The following is a 26,757-nucleotide window of genomic DNA, read 5'->3' on the forward strand; positions in this document are numbered from 1 at the left end:
GGGTCCGAAGTGCCACGCAAGAAAACCACGCTGTCCGTCCTGCGCACCGAGGCGCTCACCCCGCACATGTACCGGGTGTATCTCGGCGGAGACAATTTCGACGACTTCGACGCGATCGACGAGACCGACGCCTACGTCAAGCTGTTCTTCGGAACCGACGACGATCCGATCATGCGCACCTATACCGTTCGATCCGTCGACACGAGTGCGCGCGAGATCGCGATCGACTTCGTGGTGCACGGCGACGAAGGAGTTGCCGGGCCGTGGGCCACCCGGGCGAAGCCGGGGGAAGAGATGTCGTTCTTCGGCCCGTCCGGTGGGTACGCCCCTCGGCCCGACGCGGACTGGCATCTGTTCGCAGGTGACGAATCGGCGATTCCCGCGATCTCGGCTGCCGTAGAGGCACTGCCCGAAGACGCCATCGCCAAAGTGTTCATCGAAGTTGCCGACCGTCACGACGAGATCTACATGGAAACGCTCGCCGTCGTCGACGTCACGTGGGTTCACCGGGGTGCCTCCTCCAACGAGGTCGGTGACGACCGAGCCGGCGACAACGCTCCCTTGATCGCCGCGGTCAAGGACACGGAATGGCTACCCGGCCAGGCACAGGTCTTCGTGCACGGTGAGGCGCAGGCCGTGATGCACAACATCCGGCCCTACATTCGCAAGGAGCGTGGGATCTCTGCCGAATGGGCATCGATCTCGGGTTACTGGCGTCGCGGACGCACCGAGGAGACTTTCCGAGCCTGGAAGCGTGAGCTGGCACAGGCGGAAGCAGGCGTCGACGCCTGAGCTCGCACCGATGTCGTTCCGGCGGCGTGTCCGGTTGTCGTGCGAGTCGTCAGCACCCAAGCTGAGACTATGACCGATTCGCTGCCGCCTCACCTCGGCGTCCACGTCGAAGAGTTCGCCGAACATCTTCGACTCGGTCGAGAGCGCTCCGAACACACCATTCGCGCCTATGTCGCGGATGCTCGATCGCTCCTCTCGCATCTCGCGGACTCCGACCCCGATGCGACCATCGCCGATCTCGACCTCCGGGCCGTGCGCTCCTGGCTGGCGAAGTATTCGGCGGCCGGCGCGGCCAGAACCTCGATGGCCAGGCGTACCTCGTCTGCGCGGACCTTCGGCAAATGGCTCGAGCGGGTGGGGGCGGTGCAGGTCGGGCCTGCCGAACGGCTGGCGGCACCGTCGAGTCACCGGACTCTGCCTGGTGTACTGCGGCACAATCAGGCCGCCCAGGCGCTGGCGGCTGCCGAATCGGGTGCTGCCGAGCTCGATCCGATCGCGTTGAGGGATCGGCTCATCGTCGAGCTCCTCTACGCAACCGGGGTCCGCGTCGGGGAGTTGTGCGGACTCGACCTCGACGATGTCGACACCGATCGCCGCGTTGTCCGCGTTCTGGGCAAAGGAAACAAGGAGCGTTCTGCGCCGTACGGAATGCCGGCGGCACACGCTCTCGAGAAGTGGCTCGTCAGTGGCAGGCCGGAGTTGGTCGACGATCGGTCCGGGGCGGCTCTGTTGCTGGGTAGGAGGGGAGGGCGTCTCGACCAACGGCAGGCCAGGACCGCGGTTCACGCGGTACTCGAGACCGTTCCCGGTGGCCCCAGCCTCGGTCCGCACGGTCTGCGTCACACAGCAGCGACCCATCTCCTCGAAGGCGGCGCCGATCTCAGGGTGGTGCAGGAGTTGCTCGGGCACGCGTCCCTCGCAACCACGCAGATCTACACACACGTCTCGGTCGAACGGTTGCGAGCCGTGCACGATCAGGCTCACCCCCGGGCGTGAGTCGAGCGTCGGCGACGCTACGTTTGGTAGCGTCATGACCGACCAACCAGACCGAGTACGGGGGACCGTGGACCGCGACCGACCGCAGGGTGCTTCGGAACCGTGGTCGATGCATGTCCGTGAGAACCTCGCGGCCGAGGGGCAGGAGCCCGGCAACCGAAGCGGTGAGGCACCGGAGAACAGTTCTCGGCCGGCATCATCGGAGCCGAATGTCCGATCGCGCTCGACGCCGCGGCAGCCGCCACCTTGGCAAACTCCCGATTCGATCGAGCGGCGTGCCGTTCCACCGAGGTACAACCCGCCCGTGCCGCTGGAGCCGGGGCCGGTGGCTGCGGAGTTCGACCGACACACGCCCGCGCAACCGCGGCCGGAGGAGTTCCCGGCACCTGGTGGAGGCTGGTCGCCGCAACCGTGGGCGGGTGCGCCGAACCCGTATCGCCCCACCAGCCAGGATCTGGGTGCCGATTCGCTGCTGAAGCGTCCCAAGCGAGCGTCGAACTCCGGATGGCGTCGAGGCGTTCACCGGCTGACCGGTGGTGTCATCAATCCGGGTGAGTCGACGGCCGAGGAGCGGTACCGAAATCAGGTCGAGCGAATCCGTCAACCTGTGCTCGGTGACTACCGGATCGCGTTCCTCTCCCTCAAGGGTGGTGTCGGCAAGACGACCACCACGCTCGGCCTCGGCTCGACGTTCGCGTCGTTGCGGGGAGATTGCGTCATCGCCGTGGACGCGAACCCCGACTTCGGCACCCTCGGAGAGCGAGTTCCCCGGCAGACGTCGTCGACCGTCCGCGACCTGTTGGCAGCCGCACCGAACATTCGGCGCTACTCCGACATTCGCGAGCACACCTCGCAGGCACCGAGTCGACTGGAAGTGCTTGCAGGAGAGCGCGACCCGGCGGCGTCCGAGATGTTCGGCGAAGAGGATTACCGAGCCGTCATCGACATGCTGCAGGTGTACTACAACCTGATCCTGACCGATTGCGGAACCGGCATCATGCATTCGGCGATGAACGGCGTGCTGCAGCTGGCCAACGCGCTCGTACTGGTGAGTTCTCCGGCGGTCGACGGTGCCCGCAGTGCCGCGGCGACATTGGACTGGCTCGAGCTGCACGGGTACGGACACCTGGTCGAGCGAACGGTCGTGGTGATCAGCTCGGTGCGTCCGGGCTCGTCGGCAGTGGACATGAACCTGCTGCAGCAGCATTTCCTCGAACGCTGTCGCGCAGTCCTCGTCGTCCCGTTCGACGAGCATCTGGCAGAGGGCGCGGTGGTCGATCTCGATCTGTTGCGCCCGCAGACCAGAAGCGCATTCGTCGAGCTCGCCGCCATGGTCGCGGACGATTTTCCGGCAGCGTCCGGCCGACACTCGGGTCCCCTGCGCTGACATTCACCGGCTCGGTTCGTCCACCGGTTTCAACCTGATCGGCCGGGTGCGTACCAGCGCCGTCGGATCCAGGTATTCGCGGCCTCGTCTGATGCCCCAGTGCAGACATGTGGGCGAGCAGCCCTCGTGTCCGAACGCCACCGAACCCAGCACCGTTCCGCGTCGGACCCGCGTTCCTGCTGTGACCGCGGCCGTCACCGGCTCGTACGTCGAGCGCAGTCCTCCCGCATGGTCGACCGATACGACGGGCTTTCCCGCGACCGAACCGGCGAACACCACCGTGCCGTCGGCCACCGCCAGTACCGATCGTCCCTCGTCGGCGGCGAGGTCGATACCGCGGTGTCCGGGGAGCCAATCCTGGTCGGGAAGGTCGAACGGGGTGACGATGCGGGGCTTCGGCTGCAACGGCCAGGTGAAGTCGCCCGGAGCGGCCGATGCGACCGTCGTCGAGAGCGAGAGGCCGACCGCGACGCCGATCGACGATGCCCGCGCAGCGAGACGAAAGTTCATCCGTCGACCATCTCCCGAATCAGAGCGCCGAAACGGTAGCGAACGTCGATTGTGGACGATGGACTTCTTTGTCCACAGGTAGCGGAATCTCTTGACAGTCGGGCCTGGTTATGAAGGGGGGCGCGGCAGGTCTACACTGGTCAATGCGGCCTGTGCGTGCACGGGTCGACTTCGCGCGTCCGTTGTCATCGCATCGTCTGCCACGGCAGAACCATCGATGCGAGAACCGGTTGTCGGCGGTCCTGAGAATCCTCGTGGTTCGCGGGTCCGGCAACCCCAGCGGCCGCCAGGGCAGAGGTCACCGACACTCTGCGTCAACCGCACCATCGAAAGAGAGTTCTTCAGCCATGGCTGTAGTAACAATGAAGCAGCTGCTCGACAGCGGCACACACTTCGGACACCAGACCCGTCGCTGGAACCCGAAGATGAAGCGATTCATCTTCACCGACCGCAACGGCATCTACATCATCGACTTGCAGCAGACTCTGACGTTCATCGACAGGGCCTACGAGTTCGTCAAGGAGACCGTTGCCCACGGAGGCACGGTTCTGTTCGTCGGCACCAAGAAGCAGGCGCAGGAGTCCATCGCAGCCGAGGCGACTCGCGTGGGCATGCCCTACGTCAACCAGCGCTGGCTCGGTGGCATGCTCACCAACTTCCAGACCGTGCACAAGCGCCTCGTTCGCCTCAAGGAGCTCGAGGCAATGGAGCAGACCGGCGGCTTCGAGGGACGCACCAAGAAGGAAATCCTCATGCTCACGCGTGAGATGACCAAGCTCGACCGCACCCTCGGTGGTATCCGGGACATGGCCAAGGTTCCGTCGGCCATCTGGATCGTCGACACCAACAAGGAGCACCTCGCGGTTGCCGAGGCCCGTAAGTTGAACATCCCGGTCATCGCGATCCTCGACACCAACTGCGATCCCGACGTGGTCGACTACCCGATCCCGGGTAACGACGACGCGATCCGTTCCGCTGCGCTGCTGACCAAGGTCGTCGCGTCCGCAGTCGCCGAGGGCGTACAGGCGCGAGCAGGTCAGAACACTGCATCCGACGCCAAGCCCGAGGTCGGCGCAGGCGAGCCCCTCGCCGAGTGGGAGCTCGAGCAGCTCCAGCAGGCGTCACCCGCGGCAGACGCACCGGCCGCGGACGCACCGGCAGCAGAGGAAGCTCCGGCAACCGACGCTCCCGCGGCAGAGGCTCCGGCAGCAGAGGAAGCACCAGCCGCTCAGGCTTGATCGAATTCGGTCCCGGTTCACCCTCAGGGGTGGGCCGGGGCCGCTTCGGTATGTCAGGGTGGTGGTCGGTGCGGCTCCACAGTGAGCCCGTCGACCACGCCCTGGAACAGCATTTTTCGTCAACGCCCGTACCCAGACTTTGAGGAGGCTCGCCCACGATGGCGAACTACACTGCCGCCGACGTCAAGCGGCTCCGTGAGCTCACCGGCTCCGGAATGATGGACTGCAAGAACGCGCTCGCCGAGAACGACGGCGACTACGACAAGGCCGTCGAGTACCTGCGTATCAAGGGTGCCAAGGACGTCGGCAAGCGCGCCGAGCGCAATACCGCCGAGGGCCTCGTCGTCGCCGAGGGTGGAGTGCTCGTCGAGATCAACTCCGAAACCGACTTCGTGGCCAAGAACGACGAGTTCCAGACCTTCGCGGCGTCCGTTGCGGCGACGGCTGCAGCAGGCAAGCCGGCCGACGTCGATGCCCTCAAGGCGCTCGACCTGAACGGCAAGACTGTCGAAACGGCTCTGAACGAGCTGTCGGCGAAGATCGGCGAGAAGCTCGAGCTGCGTCGCGTCGTGTCCTACGACGGCAACACCGCCACCTACCTGCACAAGCGCAGCGCGGATCTGCCGCCTGCCGTCGGCGTCCTCGTCGAGTACACCGGTGACGGCGACGCCGCAGGCGACGCCGCTCGCGCCGCTGCGATGCAGATCGCTGCCCTCAAGGCCAAGTACGTCACGCGTGACGAGGTCCCCGAGGACCTGGTGGCCGCCGAGCGTCGCATCGCCGAGGAGACCGCTCGCGAAGAAGGCAAGCCGGAGCAGGCATTGCCGAAGATCGTCGAAGGTCGCGTGAACGGATTCTTCAAGGACGTCGTTCTCACCGAACAGAAGTCGGTGCAGGACGGCAACAAGACCGTCAAGGCCATTCTCGACGAGGCCGGCGTGACCATCACCCGCTTCTCTCGATTCGAGGTCGGCGCCAGCTAGTCTGCGCACCGGTCGGTCGAGGCGATGCCGTTCATTCGATTCCATCGAGTGGGCGGCATCGTTCGTGCGCGAGGCACGTCGGAGCCGTGTCCACCGACCGGGTACCGATAGGGCAGGATGATCGGTGAGTAAACCGTAGTGTTCGACGAGTACCGAGGAGAGCTATGACCGATCCGGCCCCTGACCGTCCCGGGTTCCGACGCGTGATGCTCAAACTGGGTGGGGAGATGTTCGGTGGAGGCCAAGTGGGGCTCGACCCGGATGTCGTGAACAACGTCGCCGAACAGATTGCCGAGGTGGTGTCCACCGGAGTTCAGGTCGCCGTCGTGATCGGTGGCGGAAACTTCTTCCGGGGTGCCGAACTGCAGCAGCGTGGAATGGATCGATCTCGGTCGGACTACATGGGCATGCTCGGCACGGTCATGAATTGCCTTGCGCTGCAAGACTTCCTGGAAAAGCAGGGCGTGGCGACGAGGGTGCAGACGGCAATCACCATGGGCCAGGTCGCGGAGCCGTACCTACCACTACGCGCGCGCAGGCACCTGGAGAAGGGTCGCGTCGTGATCTTCGGCGCCGGAATGGGGATGCCCTACTTCTCCACCGACACCACTGCAGCGCAGCGCGCCCTCGAGATCGGAGCCGAGGTGCTGCTGATGGCCAAGGGCGTCGACGGCGTCTACTCGGCCGATCCGCGTCTGGACCCCGACGCAACGATGTTCGACACGATCACCCACCGCGAGGCGATCGAGCAGGGACTCAAAGTTGCCGACGCGACTGCTTTCAGCCTGTGCATGGACAACCAGATGCCGATGTTGGTGTTCAATTTGTTGGTTCAAGGAAATATTGCTCGCGCCGTGGCGGGCGAGAAGATCGGCACGCTGGTCACGTCGTGAACGTCACCGACACGACCGTGGGCGAATCGAGAACGAAGACGATGGAGGACAGATCGTGATTGACGAAGCTCTCTTCGACGCCGAAGAGAAGATGGAAAAGGCCGTATCGGTTGCACGTGACGATCTGTCCTCGATTCGTACCGGGCGTGCCAACCCGGGAATGTTCTCGCGCATCGTCATCGAGTACTACGGAGCACCGACGCCGATCACTCAGCTGGCGAGCATCAGCGTCCCGGAAGCTCGTCTGGTCGTGATCAAGCCGTACGAGTCGAACCAACTCGGGCCGATCGAAACCGCGATCCGTAACTCGGACCTCGGGGTGAACCCTACGAACGACGGCAACCTGATTCGTATCGGTGTCCCGCAGCTGACGGAAGAGCGTCGCCGAGAATTCGTCAAGCAGGCGAAGGGCAAGGGAGAGGACGCGAAGGTGTCCATTCGCAACGTCCGCCGCAAGACGATGGAAGAGCTCAAGCGGATCCAGAAGGACGGCGAAGCGGGTGAGGACGACGTCGTACGCGCGGAAAACGAGCTCGACAAGACAACCGCCAAGTACACCGCGTCGGTGGACGATCTCGTCAAGCGTAAAGAAGGCGAGTTGATGGAGGTCTGACCTCCGAAAGGAGTGGCTTTCACGACGGCAGACGATGAATCGCGAGGAGTTGACGACAGTGGTGGGACCGGATCGGCAGGAGGGCAGCGGTACGCCTGCCGGCTCGTCCGGGGTCGCTGCCGCGAAGTCCGCCGGTAAAGCCGGCCGTAACCTGCCTGCCGCGATCGGCGTCGGCGGCAGTTTGGGCATCGGCTTGATTCTCGTCCTCGTGTTCGTCCCGCTGGTGTGGATCGGGGTCGTGGCCGTTGCATTGGCCGTCGCGACGTACGAGGTATCGAAGCGGCTTCGTGAGGGCGGTGTACTGGTTCCGCGCATCCCGCTGATCATCGGCGGTCAGGCCATGATCTGGCTGGGCTGGCCGTTCGGTGCCGTCGGAGTGCTCAGCGCTGCGGTGGGCACCGTCGTGGTCTGCATGGTGTGGTTGCTGCTGCGGCAAGGGTTCGGCACCGCTCCCAAGAACTATCTCGAAGAACTGTCGGTCACTGTTCTGGTGGCGTGTTGGCTGCCGCTCCTGGCCTCGTTCGCCGTTCTGATGGTCCTGCAGGACAACGGTGCCGGACGCATCCTGGTCTTCGTCATCGGTGTCGTGTGCTCGGATGTCGGCGGTTACATAGCGGGCGTGTTGTTCGGGAAGCACCCGATGGCACCTGCAATCAGTCCGAAGAAGTCCTGGGAGGGGCTCGTCGGATCGCTTGTCTTCTGCATCATCGGTTGCCTGTTGACGGTGACTCTCATTTTGGGGGCGAACTCGCTGATCGGTGTATTGCTCGGAGTCGTGCTGGTCGTCACGGGCACCCTGGGCGACCTCATCGAATCGCAGGTCAAGCGCGACCTCAGAATCAAGGACATGGGAACTCTGTTACCCGGCCACGGCGGCATCATGGACCGACTCGACTCGCTGCTGCCGTCGGCGTTCGTGGCATGGCTCGTGTTCACCGTGTTGCTCTGAGACGACTCCGTCGGACGATGCGCGGTGATCGCGGCAAGGTGATCCCGAGTCCCAACATCTGGCACTGGCCACACCTCTACGAGGCAGAGAACCGGGCTCAGGATGTCGATGGTGCCGTGTTCGAGGCCATCAAATCTGTCGCGGACTGGGCCGGCAAGACAGTTGTCGATGTGGGCTGCGGAAGCGGATTTCACCTTCCAATCTTCGCCGCCGATGCCGAGAGCGTGCTGGGCGTGGAGCCGCACGAACCGCTTGCGGCCGCGGCGAGATCGCGGGTGGTCGACCTCTCGAACGTCGAGGTGCAGACTGCCGGAGCGGAGTCGCTACCGGTTGCCGACGGCAGCGTCGATCTTGTTCATGCTCGCACGGCGTACTTTTTCGGCCCCGGTTGTGGGCCCGGTATCCGCGAGGCAATGCGAGTCCTCCGACCCGGCGGCGCGCTGGTCGTCGTCGACCTCGACGCAACGGCGTCTCCGTACGGTGACTGGATGCGTGCGGATCTTCCGCATTACGATCCAGCCGCCGTCGAGGCATTCTTCGACGCGCAGGGGTTCGAGCTGCAACGCATCGATACCAGATGGACGTTTCCCGACCGTCGAATCTTGCGCGATGTGCTGGGAATCGAATTCTCCCCGCGAGTAGCGCGAGCGGCGACAAGGGCAGTCGACGGACTGACCCTGGGTGTGCGCTATCGCGTCCACGTTCGGTACAAACCGACGGGCGTCGAACTGAGGTGAGCCTGCCTCAGCGTCGAGCGATCACGACGCCGCGGAGATTCCGAAGACCTGAGCCAATTCGTTGATCTTGAGCGCTTTGGCCAGACGAGGCAGATCGCTGCCGTCCTTGACATGGGCACCGTCGGCACCGAGGGCGTCGATCACATCGTGCGCCCAGGACACATCGGTGGGGGAGGGAGCGAGTTCGCGGTTGACGATGGCGACCTGATCGGTGTGCATGCAGAGTTTGCCGGCCATGCCCATCGACAGCGTCAACGCAGCGTCGCGGCCGAGGATGCTGTCGTTCGCGGTCAATGTCGGACCATCGATGGGTCCGGGCAGTCGCGCGACCCGTGACGAGACGACCAGGCGTGAGCGTGGGTAGGCCATGGCCAGCGGATCGTCGCTCATGCCGGTGTCGCGTCGGAAGTCACCGCTGCCGAACGCGAGCCGAAAGGTGGAGTCGGCCCGTGCGATCTCGGTGGCGGCCTCCAGGCCGGCGGCCGATTCGACCAAGGCGAGGATCGGGGTGCCGTCGGCGAGGCGGGCGGCTGTCGCCTCGACCTGACCGCCACTCTCGGTCTTCGCGAGCATGACTCCCACGAGGCCGGGCAGACCCGACAATGCGGCAAGATCGTCGGCCCAGTACGGAGTCGTCGCGTCGTTGACACGGACCCACGCGGAGTTGCCCTCGCTCAGCCAGCGGACAACGGCCTCGCGTGCGGCAGGCTTCTTGGCCGGAGCCACCGCGTCCTCGATGTCGAGGATGACGGCGTCGACACCGGACGCCACTGCAGCGTCGAACGTGTCGGGCTTCGTGGCGGGTACCAACAGCCACGATCGAGCGCGGTCGGGTGCAACGCCGGATGCCACCGGTGTCTCCATGAAAGTAGTCACGTCATGCTCCTCGAGTGAAGTCGGGCACCGCCAACCTTATCGATTCAGTCGAACGGGGCCAGCTTCTGTACATAGTGTTCACGAACCGTGACGCTGATTCTTCTTTGCTGCGCGGCGTACCTGAAGGATGCGTGCGCCACCGGCCATGGCCATCACCAGTGCGCCCGCGATCGCGGCCAGCAACATGCTGATGCCGAGCGGAAGATCGAGCTGCCAGGCGAAGATCTGCACGGTGACCGAGTCGAGGTTCTGCACGATGAACACGAGGAGGACCACGAGGACGACTGCCCCGACCACCAATCCGGTCCACAGCGCGGCGGTCCGCGTATGAGCGACGTCCTTGGGGGTGTGTTGCTGTTCCGGAACGAATTCGGGGTCGGGTGCGGAATGGCCGTCCGAATCCGGGGTAGTGATCGGGGCGAGATCGCCGGAGGCACTCGCCGACCGATCGAATCCCGCCTTCGTCGACGCCGATGTGTCGAACTGTGCCTCGTTGCTGTCGTCTGCTCTGGTGGCCATGTGGATGATCCTTTCGCACGTGCGGTCCGAATGCACGCGCAATCGGTCCCGGCCTCAGTACCCGCCGAGGCACCGTCGAAAACCGTCGCGAATAGGACTGTGAGCACAACGGGTGGACAATGGTGAGCATGGAGTTGAGTCAGCAGGAACGACGCGGGGGTCGAGCATGAGTGATTCCGCAGCCGCAACGGACGGCGCGACCGAGCAGAAGAGGCCCAACCTTCCCCTCGTCTTCACCGCTCCCCGCCGGGGCATGCCGTCGCGCCACCTCGCCGACCTGGACAAAGAGGGGCTACGGGAGGCAGTGAAGGCGCTGGGTCTGCCAGCATTTCGGGCCGATCAGTTGGCGCGGCACTATTACGCGCGACTCGAAGCCGACACGACCAAGATGACCGACCTTCCGGCCGAGGCTCGCGAGAAGGTCGGTGCCGATCTCTTTCCCACGTTGCTGACGCCGATCAAGCACCTGGCATGTGACGACGGTGACACTCGAAAGACCCTGTGGAAGGCCAACGACGGCACGTTGCTCGAGAGCGTTTTGATGCGGTACCCGGATCGGGCGACTCTGTGCATCTCCAGTCAGGCCGGGTGCGGAATGGCCTGCCCCTTCTGTGCGACGGGCCAGGCCGGGCTGACGAGGAACCTGTCGACGGCCGAGATCGTCGATCAGGTCCGTTCGGCTGCTGCTGATCTGCGTGACGGCGTGGTCCACGGCGGCGAGGGCCGACTGTCCAACGTGGTGTTCATGGGGATGGGTGAGCCGCTGGCCAACTACAAACGCGTGGTGGCGGCAGTGCGCAAGATCGTGTCACCCGCGCCCGACGGTCTGGGACTCTCACAACGTTCGGTCACCGTGTCCACGGTCGGTCTGGCTCCGGCCATCCGCAAGTTGGCCGACGAGGGACTGTCCGTCACCTTGGCGGTGTCTCTGCACACGCCCGACGACGAACTTCGCGACACGTTGGTTCCGGTCAACAACCGGTGGTCGGTGGCGGAGGTGCTCTCCGCGGCCCGGTACTACGCCGATCAGACCGGTCGACGTGTCTCGATCGAGTACGCGATGATCCGGGACGTCAACGATCAGCCGTGGCGAGCGGACATGTTGGGCAAGAAGCTGCACAAGGCGCTCGGTTCGCGGGTCCACGTGAACCTGATTCCGCTCAACCCGACTCCGGGCAGCGAGTGGGACGCCAGCCCGAAACCGGTCGAGCGAGAATTCGTCAGACGAGTGATCGCGCAGGGCGTCTCGTGCACGGTGCGCGACACTCGTGGTCAGGAGATCGCCGCGGCATGCGGTCAGCTCGCCGCCGAGAACTGAACCGGGAGCTACCGGGGCTTGCGGCGAACGATCACGTCACGCACGACCATTCCGACCAGGGCGACGGCAAATCCGATCAGCCACAGGTCCTCGACCTTGCCGGTGTGGTTACCGATGATCATGAACAGCAGGAATGCGGCAACGACGATGGCGGCCACTCGCATCGCACGGTTCGACTCGCCACTCCACCCCCACTCGGCGGACGGCACGTCCGGAACCTCGTGACGGGTATCGACGACCTGGTCGTACGAAGCGGTTTCCAGTTCGTTGTTTGCCACCGGTCGGTCCTCTCGGGTGATGATTCACGTTGACGTGCGCACGAGGCGTGTCTCGGCTGCCGCGTGGGGACAATATTGGCATACGACCGCCCGTCGTAGCCATCAGGGTTGCGCTCACCCGGCGCGAGTATCGACTTCGGTGAGAGACTGCCTCGGTGACGTCCGAGCGCCTTCCGCACCCGCTGACCCAGTTTCCGCTGAGCTATCCCCGCGACATGGTCGGGTACGGCCGAACTCCACCGGACGCCCAGTGGCCGGGAGGGGCGAACATCGCCGTCCAATTCGTCCTCAACTACGAGGAGGGCGCAGAGAACAACGTGCTCGACGGCGACACCAAGTCCGAGACGTTTCTGTCGGAAATGATAGGGGCGCAAGCGTTTCCGAATCGCCACATGAGTATGGAGTCCCTGTACGAGTACGGATCCAGGGCAGGCGTGTGGCGAGTACTCCGGGCATTCGAGAAACGAGACCTTCCTCTGACGGTGTTCGCCGTCGCCAAAGCCATGGAACGGAATCCGGAAGTGGTTGCCGCATTGGCAGAGCTCGGTCACGAGATCGCCTGCCACGGCTTGCGGTGGCTTTCGTATCAACAGATCGACGAGAACGTCGAGCGCGAGCACATGGCCGAGGCGGTGGCGATCCTGACGGAGCTGACCGGCTCGGCTCCGCTGGGGTGGTACACCGGGCGCGATTCACCGAACACGCGATCACTCGTCGTCGAACACGGTGGATTCGTCTACGACTCCGACTCCTACGCCGATGACCTGCCCTATTGGGAGAAGGTGTCCACCGGCAGTGGGACGGTCGATCATCTGGTGGTGCCGTACACACTCGATACCAACGACATGCGGTTCGCCTCACCGGGAGGCTTCTCGACCGGTGACGAGTTCTACGCACATCTCCGGGACGCGTTCGACGTGCTCTATGCCGAGGGAGAGCAGGGCAGCCCCAAGATGCTGTCGATCGGACTGCACTGTCGACTGGTGGGCAGACCTGCTCGCATCGCGGCCCTCGAACGCTTTCTGGATCACGTGCAATCGCACGAGAAGGTATGGGTCGCCAAGCGAATCGATATCGCCGAGCACTGGCGCGCCGTACATCCCCCCGGTGCCTGACTCAACGGGCGGAACGGCACGCCTTCTCCAGCGCGCCGAAGTACCGGTCGGTGGCCAATGCCTGCCCGCGTCGACCCACCGGGCCGGCCAGTCTGGTGTACCAGCGCCCCGGCCGTGAGAACGCCGAGATGTGTGCGGTGACGATGCCGTCGGCAGGGGAGTAATCGATGTGGAAGAGTTCCTCACCGGCCTCGGGGTGGCCGTCCAGCGTGCCGTAGGCGAACCCCTGGCGATTGGCCTCGTCGATGACGTAGATCACCCGGCACGGGATTCGAATCGGGCCCAGCGTGAGCACCACCACCGCGTCGGTGATAGCGGTGTCGGTGGTCGGGTGGACCTTGAGGCCCGCACCCCGATGCATATCCCACTGCATCAGGGCGTCGGCTCCGGCCCCGAATTCGTCGAGTCCGGATCCGATCACCCGCGACTTCGCCAGGTGGTGGTAGCCGGTCGGAAACCTGCTTTTCGTCGCCCCCACATCGGCGTAGTTGAACGATGCCGTGCGGTACTTCGAGACGTCCATGGCCTCCAGCGTGCCAGCCTTCGTCGACGCATAGGGGTTTCTCAGGCTCGGTAGGCAACAATGGACCGGTGCCAGACCATAGTGGAACGACCACCTCGGATCGCCCCGCGCCGATTCGCGTGCTGCTGTTGGGGAGTACCGGATCGATCGGAACCCAAGCGCTCGACGTCATCGCAGCCAACCCTGGTCGCTTCGTCGTCGTCGGTCTCGCGGCGGGCGGCGGAAACATCGACCTGCTGCGTCGTCAGATCGCCGAAACCGGTGTCGACCGTGTTGCCGTCGCCGATCCGGACGCTGCCGCCGCGCTCGATTTTCCGGGAACACTCAGTGGACCACGGGCAGTCACCGAACTCGTCGAGACGACTCCGGCGGACGTGGTGCTCAATGCGCTGGTGGGATCGCTAGGCCTCGAACCGACGCTCGCAGCGTTGAAAACCGGTGCCCGGCTCGCATTGGCCAACAAGGAATCACTGGTGGCCGGAGGCGAACTCGTCCTCGCTGCTGCCGCCCCCGGGCAGATCGTGCCGGTGGACTCGGAGCACTCGGCGTTGGCGCAATGCCTTCGCAGCGGCACCCGCAGCGAGGTGGATCGGTTGATCCTGACCGCGTCGGGTGGACCGTTCCGCGGGTGGACCGAGACCGAGCTGAAGTCGGTTACCCCGAAGCAGGCCGCGGCGCACCCCACCTGGTCGATGGGTCCGATGAATACCTTGAACTCGGCGACCCTGGTGAACAAGGGGCTCGAGCTGATCGAGGCGCATCTGCTCTTCGGAGTTCCCTACGACAAGATAGACGTGACCGTGCACCGTCAATCCATCGTGCATTCCATGGTCACATTCGTCGACGGCTCCACCATCGCCCAAGCCAGCCCACCGGACATGAAGCTGCCGATCGGTCTGGCACTCGGGTGGCCCGATCGAGTGCCGGATGTCGCTCGCGCACTCGACTTCACCTCGGCGTTCTCCTGGGACTTCGAGCCGTTGGACGATCGAGTGTTCCCCGCCGTGCAGCTCGCCCGCGAAGCCGGAATTCTCGGCGGGTCAATGACCGCCGTCTACAACGCGTCCAACGAGATCGCGGCCGAGGCATTCTTGGCCGGACACATCGAATTCCCGCAGATCGTGCAGACCGTGCGTGCGGTGGTCGACGGCGGTCGTGCGGACTGGTCGGCGGTGCCGACTACCGTGGACGACGTACTCGCGGCGGATTCCTGGGCCCGCGCGCATGCGCGTGAGCTCCTGAAGCAGAAGGGCGTCTGACTCACATGGTGTTCGCACTCGGCGTCGTGCTGTTCGCCGTCGGCATCGGTGTGTCGATAGCACTGCACGAGGCAGGACACATGTGGACCGCGAAAGCGCTCGGCATGAAGGTCCGTCGGTACTACATCGGTTTCGGCCCCAAGATCTTCTCCTTCCGGCGCGGCGAGACCGAATACGGTCTCAAGGCGATTCCGGCCGGAGGGTTCTGCGACATCGCCGGAATGACGGCGATCGACGAGCTCGCTCCCGACGAAGTCGAGCGAGCGATGTACCGCCAGAAGACGTGGAAGCGCATCGTCGTCATGGTCGGCGGCATCGCGATGAACTTCGTGCTCGGCATCGTGCTGGTGTACACGTTGGTGGTCGGGTGGGGAACGCCGGATCGCGTGACGCCGCCGACTGTCCAGGTCAGTGATGTCGTATGCATCGCTCCCTCGCAGACCGAGGACGGCACACTGGCACCGTGTTCCGGAAGCAGTCCTGCGGCCGAAGCCGGTCTTCGCCAGGGCGACGTCGTCACCGCCGTCAACGGTGAGCCGGCGCAGTACTGGTCCGAGGTCGTCGAAGCAGTGCAGGCGTCGTCCGGCTCGGTGGATCTGACCATCGAGCGAGACGGTTCGCCCATCGATCTGACCATCCCGATCACCGAGGTTCAGCGCTTCGTCACCGATCCGGACACCGGAGCCAAGGAATCGACCACGGTCGGCGCGGTCGGGGTCAGCGGCTCCACGATTGCGCCCCCGAATGTTCGGTACAACCCGATCGAGGCAGTACCCGAGACCTTCGTCTTCACCGGCGACATCTTCGTCCAGACCGGTAAAGCGCTGGTGCAGCTGCCCACCAAGGTGCAGGCGCTGTGGGAGTCGATCTTCGGCGGGGAACGTGGACTGGACACCCCGATGAGCGTCGTGGGTGCGAGCGTCATCGGCGGCCAGGCCGCCGAGAACGACAACTGGGCTCTGTTCGTCGGTTTGCTCGCCTCGCTGAACTTCTTCCTCGGTGCGTTCAACATCGTGCCGCTGCTGCCGTTGGACGGTGGCCACATCGCCGTGACCATCTACGAGCGCATCCGCAACATTTTCCGCAACCGCCGCGGTCTACCCGACGGCGCGCCGGTGGACTACATGAAGCTCATGCCGGTCACCTATGTGGTGATCATCGTTTTCATCGGGTTCTCTCTCTTGACACTTACGGCGGACATCGTCAACCCGATTCAATTGTTCTAAGTAGACTCGACAGTCGTAGCTAGGAAAGAAGGCCACTGTGTCCGTGTCAGTCGGATTGGGAATGCCCGCACCGCCGGTGCCCGTACTTGCGCCACGTCGAAAGACCAGGCAGCTCCAGGTCGGATCGGTGGGAGTGGGTAGCGACAGCCCCATCTCGGTGCAGTCCATGTGCACCACCAAAACTCACGACATCAACGCCACGCTGCAGCAGATTGCCGAGCTGACGGCGTCGGGCTGCGACATCGTCCGTGTGGCATGCCCCACACAAGAAGACGCTGATGCGCTGTCTATCATCGCCAGGAAAAGTCAGATACCGGTGATCGCCGATATCCACTTCCAGCCCAAGTACATCTTCGCCGCGATCGAGGCCGGTTGCGCCGCAGTTCGTGTCAATCCCGGAAACATCAAGGAATTCGACGGCCGAGTCAAGGAAGTCGCGAAGGCCGCCGGCGATGCGAACATACCGATTCGCATCGGTGTGAACGCAGGCTCACTGGATCCCCGCCTGATGAAGAAGTACGGCAAGGCCACTCCCGAGGCGCTCGTCGAATCTGCGCTGTGGGAGGCCGGGCTGTTCGAGGAACACGGATTCGGCGATATCAAAATCTCCGTCAAACACAACGACCCTGTCGTGATGGTCGCCGCGTACGAGCAGCTCGCCGCTCAGTGCGACTACCCGTTGCACCTCGGCGTCACCGAGGCCGGCCCCGCTTTTCAGGGCACGATCAAGTCCTCGGTTGCCTTCGGGGCGTTGCTCTCCCGTGGAATCGGCGACACCATCCGCGTCTCTCTGTCGGCACCACCCGCCGAGGAGATCAAGGTCGGAAACCAGATTCTTCAGTCCCTCAACCTGCGCCCTCGCAAGCTCGAGATCGTCTCGTGCCCGTCCTGTGGGCGTGCTCAGGTCGACGTCTACACCCTCGCAGACGAGGTCACTGCAGGCCTCGAAGGCATGGAAATCCCGCTGCGCGTAGCCGTCATGGGCTGCGTCGTCAACGGGCCGGGCGAGGCACGCGACGCTGATCTGGGCGTGGCGTCGGGCAACGGCAAGGGCCAGATCTTCGTCAAGGGCAAGGTCATCAAGACGGTTCCGGAGGCGCAGATCGTGGAGACCTTGATCGAGGAAGCAATGCGCATCGCGGAGGAATTCGAGAAGGACGAGACTGCCGACGGCGGCGCTCCGGTAGTGACTGTCAGCTGAGCAGGGCGTCCCCGATCGTCATCCGGTTTGTCGCACTGCCACCGGGGGAACACGTTCTCTGGAATGATTCGGTAGACGCTCGGTCGGTGGTTACGCGGTAGGTGGGTCAGGAGGTCGGTAGGTGCTCAAGCTCCTCGGTGCGAAGCCTCTCGGTAATCGAGACACCGCACACGTGTTGCGGGTGCTCGACGCCGACCCGGTCGCTACCTGCATGGTCGCTGCTCGCGTCCAGGAATCCGGACTGGATCCCAGGTCCTTTCACGGTGAAATGTGGAGTCGGGGGGGCCCGGACGAATCATTGTGCTTCTACGGAGCGAATCTCGTGCCGCTGCTCGGATCGGGCGACGACCTCCGGTCGTTCGCGGACCGCGCGTGCCGCGGCCCCCGATTGTGTTCCTCGTTGGTCGGACGGGCCGAACTGACGCTCCCGCTGTGGGAAATGCTCGAAACCGACTGGGGCCCCGCCCGAGAGGTCCGCGGTGAGCAACCGTTGCTGGCCACGTCGGTTCGCTCGACTTTGCCACCCGATCCTCAGGTCCGTCTCGTCAGACCCGACGAACTCGACGTGTACCTCACCGCGGCCGTTGCCATGTTCATCGAGGAAGTGGGAGTAGACCCCCGACAGAACGACGGTGGCCGTGGATACAGACGCCGGATCTCGAGTCTCATTGCGGCGCAGCGTGCCTGGGCTCGATTCGAGGACGGCCGTGTGGTGTTCAAAGCCGAGATCGGATCGCAGTCGGCGACGGTGGGCCAGATTCAGGGAGTGTGGGTTCACCCCGACCGCCGAGGCCACGGTCTGGGCGCGTCCGGGACCGCAGCAGTGGTCGACTCGGTCGTTCGTCAGGGCCGCACCGCCAGCCTGTATGTCAACAGCTTCAACTACGTCGCCCGTCGCGCGTACGCAAAAATCGGCCTGACTCAGGTCGCGACCTTCACCACGGTATTGCTCGATTAGCTTGTCGTGAACCGCGTTTCGTTGCCATCGGTGAGGGGTGCGCCCTATTACGATGGGGCGCAATGAGATCACGTGGCGCAACCGAGGTGCGGTATCGAGTCGGCGTGGTGCTGGCCATCGGAGCCGTGGCCGCTGCCTCGCTCACCGGGTGTACCCCCAAGCCCGACGGTCCGGAACCCGCGGCCCAAGCTTTTCTCGCTGCCTTCGAGTCCAATGACATTGCAGCCGCCGCTGCGGACACCGACAAACCCGACGCCGCCGCCACCGCACTGACCGAGGCGTGGACCAATCTGCAGGCCGAGTCGTTGGACGCCCAGACTACGTCGGTACAAGTCGACGGCGATACCGCCACGGTCGGTTACACATACACCTGGCAGCTGCCCAAGGATCGGGTGTGGACCTACGACGGTCAGCTGAACATGGGACGCAGCGAGGGCAACTGGGTGGTTCGCTGGACGGCGTCGGACATCCATCCCAAGCTCGGCGACACCCAAACCATGGCGCTGCGCTCGACGGCAGCCCCGAGGGCCCGCGTCAACGAGCGTTCCGGAACCGATGTCCTGGTGCCCGGCGTCGTCCATCGAATCAAGTTCGACGCAGCGGATGCGAACAATGTGGTGGCATCGGCGACTGCGTTGTCGACTCTGCTGACTCCGTTCGATGCGTCGATCACAGCGCAGTCCATCGTGGAGTCGGCCACTTCGGTCGACGGCGACTACCCGGTGGCGCTGCTGCGGGAGAGCGACTTTCAGCCGATATCGGCTGCACTCACCGAAATTCCCGGTGTCACAGCATCCGACGAGTCGGATCTGGTGTCGACCGACCCCACATTCGCGCCGGATCTGGTCGGCCAGGTCAAGAAGGCCGTCATCGACGAGGTCGACGGTAAAGCAGGCTGGAGCGTGGTGACCAGCAATCGCAACGGCGTCGACGTCGACGTTCTGACCGACACTCCGCCCGAGCCTGCTCCGTCGTTCTCGATCAGTCTCGATCGCAACATCCAGATCGCGGCACAGCGAGCGGTGAACGCGCGCACCGAACAGGCGATGACGGTAGTCATCCAACCGTCGACAGGTGCGATCCTCGCGGTGGCGCAGAACCCGGCCGCCGACCGGGACGGACCGGTGGCGTCCGCCGGTCTGTACCCGCCCGGATCGACGTTCAAGATCATCACCGCCGGCGCAGCAATTTCGAGCGGACTGGCGACCCCGGGCAGCACGGTTCCGTGCCCGGGTCGCATCGAGATCGGTGAGCGCAGTGTCCCCAACTACAACGAGTTCGCGCTCGGCAATGTGACCATGAGCACCGCGTTCACTCGATCGTGCAACACCTCGTTCGCGAAGCTCGCCAGCGAGATGTCGCCCGACGCGTTGACCGTGGCGGCATCTCAGTTCGGCGTAGGCCCGGATTACGACGTCGTCGGGCTGCCGACGGACTCCGGTTCGGTCCCACCCGCGGACGAGCTCGTCCAACGAACCGAAGACGGCTTCGGGCAGGGCAAGGTGGTCGTCTCCACCTTCGGCATGGCCCTGGCCGCGGCGACGGTGGCCCACGGTTCGACTCCGGTGCCGAACCTGCTGGTGGGCCGCGACACGGTGATCAGCGGTGATCACCCGCCGATCGAACCGGCGATGGTCGACGGTCTACGCGGAATGATGCGCTCGGTGGTCACCAGCGGTACGGCCGAGCGGATCGCAGACCAGGGTGAGGTCTACGGAAAGACCGGTGAGGCCGAGGTCGATGGCGGCTCGCACTCGTGGTTCGTCGGTTATCGAGGCGACATTGCGTTTGCCACGCTCGTGGTGCGTGGAGGCAGCTCGGACAACGCTGTCGCGGTGACCCGGGAGATGTTCGAGCAGCTGCCGCCGGGGTACTGAGCGACCAGTGGGTCAGGACGTGACGATGCCCAACCGACGGCACGCCACCACGGCCTCGTATCGGGTACGAGACTCGGTCTTTCGCATCACGCTCCGCAGGTACGACTTGACCGTTTCGGCACCGATGGACAGGCGTTTCGCTACCTCGATGTTGGTGCAGCCCAACGCAACCTGTGAGATCACGTCGATTTCACGAGGCGTCAACAGGGGCGAAGCCTGCGGACTGGCCTTGTCCACGTCGGCGGACAACACTCCCCGGCCGAGGGTCGCTGCCATGCGCGCAGTGACCAGATCGAGTCTGCGTCGGATCTTCTCGTCACCCACCGAGCGCGTGAGATCGGCCAGTTCCTCGTGAACGCTGCGGAGTTCGGCCGCCCGCGCGAGGTCCGAATCGGGAATCGATCGGGTGGTCGCCAGTAGGCGAATCCTGCGGTCGACCTCGTCGCGGACGGCTATTTCCTGCCCGAGGCGTCGCGCGGCCGCCGTCATGACGTCGCCGACGTGATCGCCCAGCGGACCGCGCTCGCGTACCGCGGCGTACATCACTATCCGAGCGACTCCCGCCACCACCACGGGCATCGCGAGTATCGATTTGAGGCCCTCTCCCAGCACCGGCCGGTCGAAGTGATGGGTGATCGACATGGACGATCCGTAATCGCTCACGGCTGCCGGTCTGCGCTGCTCCATGACGCGCCCACCGAGACCCGAGCGAGGTGGGATGGCGAGTCCGTCGAGGCCGCGGGTGCGGGTGCCCTGGAACTCGCTCAGATACAGAGTGTCCGAGGAGACTTCGCCGCCGAACACGACGGGCACATCCGACGTTGCCGCCACCTGACGTAGTTCGGCGCGTAGGGCGTCACCGTCACGAGGGCGCAGCAGATTCGAGTGGACCACGATGCGTTCCTTCCTCCAGACGGCGGTCAGCGATGAACGTGACCCACATCATATCCACTGTCGAGAACGATCATCCGATGGCCCGCGCATCCTGCGCAGGTCGGAGTGTGGGTACGAGGCCGACTACTCTGGGGCACATGTCTGTGACCGCCGAGAGCAAGCCCCGTCAGCCACTCGTACCAGGCGTCGTATCGCCCGTTCTCGCGGTGCCCAAGTCGATCGAGCGACCCGAATACGCGTGGAAGTCCACCGTTGCCGAAGGAAGCGAACCGTGGGTGCAGACTCCCGAGGTGATCGAGAAGATGCGCGTGGCGTCGACGATCGCGGCCAGGGCACTCCAGGAAGCGGGCCGCGCGGTGGCACCGGGAGTGACGACCGACGAGCTCGACCGGATCGCACACGAGTACATGATCGATCACGGCGCATATCCGTCGACGTTGGGCTACAAGGGATTTCCCAAGTCGTGCTGCACCTCGCTCAACGAGGTCATCTGTCACGGCATTCCCGACTCGACGGTGATCCAGGACGGTGACATCGTCAACATCGATGTCACCGCGTACATCGACGGAGTGCACGGCGATACCAACGCAACCTTCCTGGCCGGCAACGTCTCCGAGGAGGCTCGCCTTCTCGTGGAGCGCACGCACGAGGCCACGATGCGGGCCATCAAAGCCGTCAAGCCGGGTCGCGCGCTGAACGTCGTGGGCCGCGTCATCGAGTCGTATGCGCATCGGTTCGGGTACGGAGTGGTCGAGGATTTCACCGGACACGGGATCGGTACCACTTTCCACAACGGTCTCGTCGTTCTGCACTACGACCAGCCGTCGGTGGACACCGTCATCGAGCCCGGAATGACCTTCACGATCGAACCGATGATCAACCTGGGCACGATCAACGCCGAGATGTGGGACGACGGCTGGACGGTGGTCACACACGACAAGAAGTGGACAGCGCAGTTCGAGCACACCCTTGTGGTCACCGATACGGGCAGCGAGATTCTGACTCTCCCGTGAGCCTGAAAGGTGCCCTGCTGGTTGCGGGGACGACGTCGGATGCGGGCAAGAGTGTGTTGGTCTCCGGTCTGTGTCGCATGTTGGCGAGACGGGGAGTGCGGGTGGCTCCGTTCAAGGCGCAGAACATGTCCAACAATTCGGTGGTCACGCTCGACGGCGGCGAGATCGGGCGGGCGCAGGCGATGCAGGCGGCGGCCTGCGGCCTCGAGCCGAGTGTCCGTTTCAATCCGGTGTTGCTCAAACCAGGAAGCGACCGGACCTCGCAGTTGGTGGTGCGGGGTCGGGCCGTGGCGCAGGTGAGTGCGAGCAATTACATCGAGCATCGGCAGTCGCTGCGCGCCGTGGTGGCGGAAGAATTAGCCTCTCTGCGTGCAGAATTCGACGTGGTGATCTGCGAGGGAGCGGGTTCGCCCGCCGAGATCAATCTGCGTGCAACCGATTTGGCCAATATGGGACTGGCGACTGCGGCTGCTCTGCCGGTGATCGTGGTGGGCGACATCGATCGTGGGGGAGTGCTCGCCCACCTGTTCGGCACCGTTGCCGTCCTGTCTCCGGAAGACCAGGCGCTCGTCGCGGGATTCGTGATCAACAAGTTTCGCGGTGATCCGGTGCTGTTGGCACCCGGTCTCGATCAGTTGCATGCACTGACGGGGCGGCCGACGTACGGAGTCGTTCCGTTCGCGGACGGATTGTGGATGGATGCGGAGGATTCCCTCGGTACGGTTGCCGACGCTCCGGTGGGCAGGCCGCGTCCTCCCGTCGGATCCCAGTGGTTACGGGTCGCGGCGGTGCGGTTGCCGAGAATCTCCAATACGACCGATGTCGAGGCGCTGGCATGCGAGCCAGGGGTGTCGGTGCACTGGGTCACCGAACCCTCTCGGCTCGAGGATGTTGATCTGGTGGTCGTACCCGGCAGTAAGTCCACGGTGTCGGATCTGGAGTGGTTGCGGCGCACCGGTCTTGCTCGCGCCATCTCCGAGCGCGCCGCTGCGGGACTCCCATTGCTGGGGATCTGCGGCGGCTACCAGATGCTCGGCCGAACGATCGCGGATGCGGTCGAGTCGGGTGTCGGTGTGGTCGAGGGGCTCGGTCTGCTCGATCTCGACATCGAGTTCGCGGCCGAGAAAGTGCTCGAGCAGGCGTCGGGTCGGGCAGAGCGGTTCGGTGCCCAGGCGGTGTCCGGGTACGAGATTCATCACGGACGGGTAGTTCGGAACGGTGACGATGCATTGCTGACAGCGTCTTCGGGCGATCGCGAGGGCAGTGTGCGCGGCAGTGTCGTGGGAACCCATTGGCACGGCCTTCTCGAGTCCGACGATTTCAGACGATCCTTTCTTGCCTGGGTGGCGGCGAAGTCGGGTCGCGAGGGATTTCTGGTGGCCCCTGCTACGTCGGTCGAGGCGCTGCGGGAGCAGCAGTTGGACCTGCTGGCCGATTTGGTGGAAGACAACCTCGACGTCGACTCCGTACTCGATCTCATCGAGCACGGAGTCGATCCGAGCCTCGACACGATCGTGAGCTTCATGTCGTGATCGGCCTCGTCCTTGCCGGTCGGGGGCCTGGACTTCCTCGGCTTCGGCAAGAGGCAGTACCGTCGTCGTCATGGAGTTCACGCATGTGAGTGCTGCGGGCGGGAAATGTTCGGTGCGAGTCGCGGGACCCGACAGCAGGCACGCCGTTCTGTTGCTTCCCGATGCAGATGATTCGGTGGATGTGTACGACGCAGTCAGCGAACGGCTGCACAATTCGGACCTGAAAACCGTTGCGCTGGAGAGCATCGACGGCGTGAGCGACGAGGCGATCCTGGCTGTTCTCGACGAGCTGAAGCTGTCGTGGGTGCACCTCGTCGGCAGTGGCGCGGGTGCAGAATCTGCGTGGACTCTGGCAGCGAAGACCTTCGGCCGTTTTGCCAGCCTGATCGCGGTGAACCGGTGTCACCCGGCGATCGCCGACGAGCAGGGTTCGGTGCGGGCTCCGGACTGCCCGCCCGTCGAGCTACCGACGACCCTGGTGGTCGGCAACTCACTCGGCCGGGCAGCCGCCGATGCCAGCGGCCGGTTCGTCTACGCAGACTTCAGGGTGGTCCAACTCGACGGGGCGCGGAACATCCCCATCGACGCATCGGCGGCGCTGGCTACAGAGATCGTGCTCCGCACCAGCCCCTGGTGATCAGAACTTCAGGTCGAGGCCCAGCAGTGCGTTCTCGACAACCTCGGGTAGTGCTGGATGAATCCAGTACTGGCCGCGAGCCATGTCCTGGGCAGACAACCCGAAGCTCATGGCCTGGATGAGGGGCTGAATCACCGTGGGTGCCTGTGCGCCGATGATGTGAGCTCCCAGGATTTTGCCCGTGCCCTTTTCGGCGATGATCTTGCACAGACCTTCGCTGTCCTCCATCGCCCAGCCGTAGGCGACGTCGCCGTAGTTCTGGACCTTCACGGTGATGTCCAACCCCGCGTCGCGGGCTTGTTCCTCGGTCATGCCCACCTCGGCGATCTGTGGATCGGTGAACACCGCCGCAGGAACGAACCGGTGGTCGTTCTTGCGCAGAGTCGAGGTGTCACCGTTCCACGCGTCCTGGAGCAGGTTGTACTGAACAACCCGAGCTTCCTGGTTGGCCACGTGCTTGAGCTGGTACGGCGACGAGACGTCGCCCAGCGCGAACACGCCCTCGGCGGTGGTGCGGCCGAATTCGTCCACCACGATGCGACCCTCGTCGTCCAGCTCGATGCCTGCCGTGCCCAGATCGAGTTTGTCTCCATTCGGTTCCCGGCCGACGGCGACGAGGAACGCGTCGCCCAGAACCTTGGTGCCGTCGGCCAGTTCGACGCCGTGCAGCGTGCCCTCGGTGACCGGACGGGTCTCGCCGGCCTCGAGATGGACGTCCCACTTGGCACGCGCCAGTTCGGTGAAACGCTTCGAGATATCGGCATCGAGCGCGCGCAGCAGCGCGTCCTTCCTGGCGACGATCGATACCTTGGAACCGAGAGCCGAGAAGACATGCGCGAATTCTGCTGCGATGTAACCGGATCCGAGAATCACCAGGTGTTCGGGAAGCTCCGGCAGGCGCATCACGTCACTGTTGGTGTGATAGCTGATGCCCGAATCGGCAATGGCCTGTGGGACTGTCGGCCGTGATCCGGCCGCGATGACGATCTGGTCGGCGGTGATGACGGTGCCGGTGCCGGTATCGATCGTGCGAGGGCCGACGAACGTCGCGTGGCCCTCGAACAACGTGAGATTGGGGCTGCCCTCGGCGCGGTAGTGCTTGCCGCCCTCGGAGATCGGGTCGATCCGTCCGAAGACTCGATCGACGATGTCGCGCCAGCGGACCGAGTCCACATGGGCGTCGACTCCGTACTTCGCCGAGTCTCGCACCGTCCGTGCAACTTCGGCCGCGTAGACGAACATTTTCGTGGGGATGCACCCGACGTTCAGGCACGTGCCACCGAACGTGGAATTCTCCTCGAGCAGCGCGATCTTCTTGTTGTCGAAGCGTGAATCGGCGATGGAGTTACCCGATCCGGAGCCGATGATCGCGATGTCGAAATGTTCGGTCATGAAATGTGCCCGCTCTCGCTGTGGTCCTTGCCGGACGCATGGTCGGTGCTTTCTCCTCGGTGCAACCACTCGAGCCACTCGTCCATTTCCTCGAATGCCCGTAACCGTGGGCTCTCGGTGGACAGAAACACGTCGTGGCGGGCGCCCTCGATGGGCACGATTGTCGTACGGTCGCCCAGGCAACCGGCCCAGCGGGCAATCTGGCGGACGTCGAGTACGGCATCTGCAGCGTCTACGGCCGAGCTGTAACGACGGGAGAAATGCGTCACCTTCGAGCGAAGTATCAGCGAGGGAATGCCGATGTCGAGGCCTCGGTGCAGCTCGGCGTGTCCGTGGCGGACGGCGCGAATCCACCCGAAAGTGATGGGAAAGCCTGCCAATGGTTTCCAGTCGAGGTCGTAGTCCCATTCGCCGTTCTCCGACGCAGCGAGCGACAACCCATACGTGTCGAGCCCACTGCCGGGGACCTTCTTCTTGGACCCGAACCGGCCGATCACGTTGATCGCTGCCGTCCCGACAGTGCGAATTGCGGGCGGGCCCTGGAGGTCGAACCATGGGCTGTTCAACACCACGCCTGCCAAGCCCAACCCGGCCGAGCCGCCCTCCCGACGGTTGAGGCGGTTCAGCCATAGCGGCAGCACGAGGCCGCCTGTCGAGTGCGCCATCAGCAGTATCGGCACATCCTCGCGCTCGGTGCGAACCAGGCTCAGCGCCTCGTTCAGTTCGGCGTCGTACAACGCCAGATCGGTCACGAAGTGCGCAGTCTGTCCCTCGCGGCGCGAACGCCCGCACTTACGCAGATCCAGAGCGTAGAACGCATATCCCTTCGCCGCGAAGTGCTCGGCGATGTGCCGCTGGAAGAAGTAGTCGGTGAAACCGTGGACGTAGATCACCGCGCGCTCGAAGTTGGCGGTGCCGGGCGGTTGATACCGCACGAGAGTGGCCTCGACCTGCCCTTCGCCGTCCGGATCGTTGCCGAGAGGAATGGTCGTCTGTTCGTAGCCGTCGCCGAGGACGTCGGGCACCCAGGTAGTCACAGAT

Annotated in this window: 27 protein-coding genes; 19 read left to right on the plus strand and 8 right to left on the minus strand. The window is 64.4% G+C overall.

Translation table 11 applies throughout. The annotated features are described in order from the left end of the window. Positions 1-9: 9 nt before the first annotated feature. The 3 genes from ASG84_RS13930 to ASG84_RS13940 all read left to right on the plus strand — a co-directional run bounded on the left by ASG84_RS13930 (position 10) and on the right by ASG84_RS13940 (position 3,175). A complete protein-coding gene (locus ASG84_RS13930) occupies positions 10-792 on the plus strand; it encodes a siderophore-interacting protein (protein WP_082520981.1) in 783 nt (260 codons plus the stop codon). A 69-nt stretch (positions 793-861) separates the two neighbouring features. Beyond that, positions 862-1,788 (plus strand): tyrosine recombinase XerC, encoded by a 927-nt coding sequence (locus ASG84_RS13935; RefSeq protein ID WP_057477615.1) that lies wholly within the window; start codon positions 862-864, stop codon positions 1,786-1,788. Between the two features lie 304 nt (positions 1,789-2,092). Then, positions 2,093-3,175, plus strand: coding sequence for a MinD/ParA family ATP-binding protein (locus ASG84_RS13940; protein ID WP_082520997.1), 1,083 nt, complete (start codon positions 2,093-2,095; stop codon positions 3,173-3,175). Between the two features lie 3 nt (positions 3,176-3,178). Here ASG84_RS13940 and ASG84_RS13945 read toward each other — a convergent pair whose 3' ends face one another. Continuing rightward, positions 3,179-3,685 (minus strand): M23 family metallopeptidase, encoded by a 507-nt coding sequence (locus ASG84_RS13945; protein WP_057477616.1) that lies wholly within the window; start codon positions 3,683-3,685, stop codon positions 3,179-3,181. Between the two features lie 347 nt (positions 3,686-4,032). Here ASG84_RS13945 and rpsB point away from each other — a divergent pair, with 347 nt between their 5' ends. The 6 genes from rpsB (at position 4,033) to ASG84_RS13975 (ending at position 9,098) form a co-directional block, all read left to right on the plus strand. Further along, positions 4,033-4,923, plus strand: coding sequence for a 30S ribosomal protein S2 (rpsB, locus tag ASG84_RS13950; RefSeq protein WP_057477617.1), 891 nt, complete (start codon positions 4,033-4,035; stop codon positions 4,921-4,923). 158 nt (positions 4,924-5,081) lie between these two features. Continuing rightward, on the plus strand, positions 5,082-5,906 hold the full coding sequence (tsf, locus tag ASG84_RS13955; RefSeq protein WP_037189637.1) for a translation elongation factor Ts: 825 nt from the start codon (positions 5,082-5,084) through the stop codon (positions 5,904-5,906). Positions 5,907-6,070: 164 nt separating this feature from the next. Further along, complete coding sequence (pyrH, locus tag ASG84_RS13960) at positions 6,071-6,799, plus strand: UMP kinase (RefSeq protein ID WP_057477618.1); 729 nt, start codon at positions 6,071-6,073, stop codon at positions 6,797-6,799. 55 nt (positions 6,800-6,854) lie between these two features. Next, positions 6,855-7,412, plus strand: coding sequence for a ribosome recycling factor (frr, locus tag ASG84_RS13965; protein ID WP_057477619.1), 558 nt, complete (start codon positions 6,855-6,857; stop codon positions 7,410-7,412). 34 nt (positions 7,413-7,446) lie between these two features. Continuing rightward, a complete protein-coding gene (locus ASG84_RS13970) occupies positions 7,447-8,361 on the plus strand; it encodes a phosphatidate cytidylyltransferase (protein WP_057477620.1) in 915 nt (304 codons plus the stop codon). 17 nt (positions 8,362-8,378) lie between these two features. Next, the gene (locus tag ASG84_RS13975) at positions 8,379-9,098 is read left to right on the plus strand and encodes a class I SAM-dependent methyltransferase (RefSeq protein WP_057477621.1); all 720 of its coding nucleotides are present in this window, start codon (positions 8,379-8,381) and stop codon (positions 9,096-9,098) included. 21 nt (positions 9,099-9,119) lie between these two features. Here ASG84_RS13975 and ASG84_RS13980 read toward each other — a convergent pair whose 3' ends face one another. Then, positions 9,120-9,962 (minus strand): HpcH/HpaI aldolase/citrate lyase family protein, encoded by an 843-nt coding sequence (locus tag ASG84_RS13980; protein WP_057477622.1) that lies wholly within the window; start codon positions 9,960-9,962, stop codon positions 9,120-9,122. 90 nt (positions 9,963-10,052) lie between these two features. After that, on the minus strand, positions 10,053-10,493 hold the full coding sequence (locus tag ASG84_RS13985; RefSeq protein WP_057477623.1) for a LapA family protein: 441 nt from the start codon (positions 10,491-10,493) through the stop codon (positions 10,053-10,055). Positions 10,494-10,659: 166 nt separating this feature from the next. Here ASG84_RS13985 and rlmN point away from each other — a divergent pair, with 166 nt between their 5' ends. Continuing rightward, positions 10,660-11,811 carry a 23S rRNA (adenine(2503)-C(2))-methyltransferase RlmN gene (gene rlmN, locus ASG84_RS13990; RefSeq protein ID WP_057477624.1) on the plus strand — a complete coding sequence of 384 codons (1,152 nt, stop codon included), beginning with the start codon at positions 10,660-10,662 and terminating at the stop codon, positions 11,809-11,811. Between the two features lie 8 nt (positions 11,812-11,819). Here rlmN and ASG84_RS13995 read toward each other — a convergent pair whose 3' ends face one another. After that, positions 11,820-12,089, minus strand: a complete 270-nt coding sequence (locus tag ASG84_RS13995) for a DUF2631 domain-containing protein (RefSeq protein ID WP_057477625.1) — start codon at positions 12,087-12,089, stop codon at positions 11,820-11,822. A 215-nt stretch (positions 12,090-12,304) separates the two neighbouring features. On the opposite strand from ASG84_RS13995, the gene puuE reads away from it, so the two are divergent. Beyond that, positions 12,305-13,204: an allantoinase PuuE gene (gene puuE / locus ASG84_RS14000; protein WP_057477780.1), complete on the plus strand. Its 900-nt coding sequence runs from the start codon at positions 12,305-12,307 to the stop codon at positions 13,202-13,204. Position 13,205: 1 nt separating this feature from the next. Here puuE and ASG84_RS14005 read toward each other — a convergent pair whose 3' ends face one another. Continuing rightward, the gene (locus ASG84_RS14005; RefSeq protein ID WP_057477626.1) at positions 13,206-13,727 is read right to left on the minus strand and encodes a DUF1990 family protein; all 522 of its coding nucleotides are present in this window, start codon (positions 13,725-13,727) and stop codon (positions 13,206-13,208) included. A 119-nt stretch (positions 13,728-13,846) separates the two neighbouring features. On the opposite strand from ASG84_RS14005, the gene dxr reads away from it, so the two are divergent. The 5 genes from dxr (at position 13,847) to ASG84_RS14030 (ending at position 20,248) form a co-directional block, all read left to right on the plus strand. After that, positions 13,847-14,986 (plus strand): 1-deoxy-D-xylulose-5-phosphate reductoisomerase, encoded by a 1,140-nt coding sequence (dxr, locus tag ASG84_RS14010; protein WP_057477627.1) that lies wholly within the window; start codon positions 13,847-13,849, stop codon positions 14,984-14,986. A 5-nt stretch (positions 14,987-14,991) separates the two neighbouring features. Then, complete coding sequence (locus tag ASG84_RS14015) at positions 14,992-16,212, plus strand: M50 family metallopeptidase (protein WP_057477628.1); 1,221 nt, start codon at positions 14,992-14,994, stop codon at positions 16,210-16,212. A 61-nt stretch (positions 16,213-16,273) separates the two neighbouring features. After that, positions 16,274-17,413, plus strand: coding sequence for a flavodoxin-dependent (E)-4-hydroxy-3-methylbut-2-enyl-diphosphate synthase (gene ispG / locus ASG84_RS14020; protein WP_057477781.1), 1,140 nt, complete (start codon positions 16,274-16,276; stop codon positions 17,411-17,413). A gap of 121 nt (positions 17,414-17,534) precedes the next feature. Next, the gene (locus ASG84_RS14025; RefSeq protein WP_057477629.1) at positions 17,535-18,371 is read left to right on the plus strand and encodes a GNAT family N-acetyltransferase; all 837 of its coding nucleotides are present in this window, start codon (positions 17,535-17,537) and stop codon (positions 18,369-18,371) included. A gap of 62 nt (positions 18,372-18,433) precedes the next feature. After that, entirely contained in the window at positions 18,434-20,248 is a 1,815-nt protein-coding gene (locus ASG84_RS14030) for a penicillin-binding transpeptidase domain-containing protein (RefSeq protein ID WP_057477630.1), read from the plus strand. 12 nt (positions 20,249-20,260) lie between these two features. Here ASG84_RS14030 and ASG84_RS14035 read toward each other — a convergent pair whose 3' ends face one another. Then, positions 20,261-21,142 (minus strand): helix-turn-helix transcriptional regulator, encoded by an 882-nt coding sequence (locus ASG84_RS14035; RefSeq protein ID WP_057477631.1) that lies wholly within the window; start codon positions 21,140-21,142, stop codon positions 20,261-20,263. A 137-nt stretch (positions 21,143-21,279) separates the two neighbouring features. Between ASG84_RS14035 and map the strand changes: the two genes are divergently transcribed. From map to ASG84_RS14050, 3 genes are all read left to right on the plus strand, one after another. After that, positions 21,280-22,155, plus strand: a complete 876-nt coding sequence (map, locus tag ASG84_RS14040) for a type I methionyl aminopeptidase (RefSeq protein WP_057477632.1) — start codon at positions 21,280-21,282, stop codon at positions 22,153-22,155. Between the two features lie 2 nt (positions 22,156-22,157). Beyond that, on the plus strand, positions 22,158-23,687 hold the full coding sequence (locus ASG84_RS14045; RefSeq protein ID WP_057477782.1) for a cobyric acid synthase: 1,530 nt from the start codon (positions 22,158-22,160) through the stop codon (positions 23,685-23,687). Positions 23,688-23,757: 70 nt separating this feature from the next. After that, positions 23,758-24,324: an alpha/beta fold hydrolase gene (locus ASG84_RS14050; RefSeq protein ID WP_057477633.1), complete on the plus strand. Its 567-nt coding sequence runs from the start codon at positions 23,758-23,760 to the stop codon at positions 24,322-24,324. On the opposite strand, the gene mtr is transcribed toward ASG84_RS14050, so the two are convergent. Continuing rightward, a complete protein-coding gene (mtr, locus tag ASG84_RS14055; RefSeq protein WP_057477634.1) occupies positions 24,325-25,716 on the minus strand; it encodes a mycothione reductase in 1,392 nt (463 codons plus the stop codon). It abuts the gene before it with no gap. Continuing rightward, positions 25,713-26,753 (minus strand): alpha/beta hydrolase, encoded by a 1,041-nt coding sequence (locus tag ASG84_RS14060; protein ID WP_057477635.1) that lies wholly within the window; start codon positions 26,751-26,753, stop codon positions 25,713-25,715. Before ASG84_RS14060 ends, mtr begins: the two co-directional genes overlap by 4 nt. Positions 26,754-26,757 lie beyond the last annotated feature (4 nt).

Source organism: Rhodococcus sp. Leaf278, assembly GCF_001426085.1.
In the GTDB taxonomy this organism is placed as follows: Bacteria; Actinomycetota; Actinomycetes; order Mycobacteriales; family Mycobacteriaceae; genus Rhodococcoides.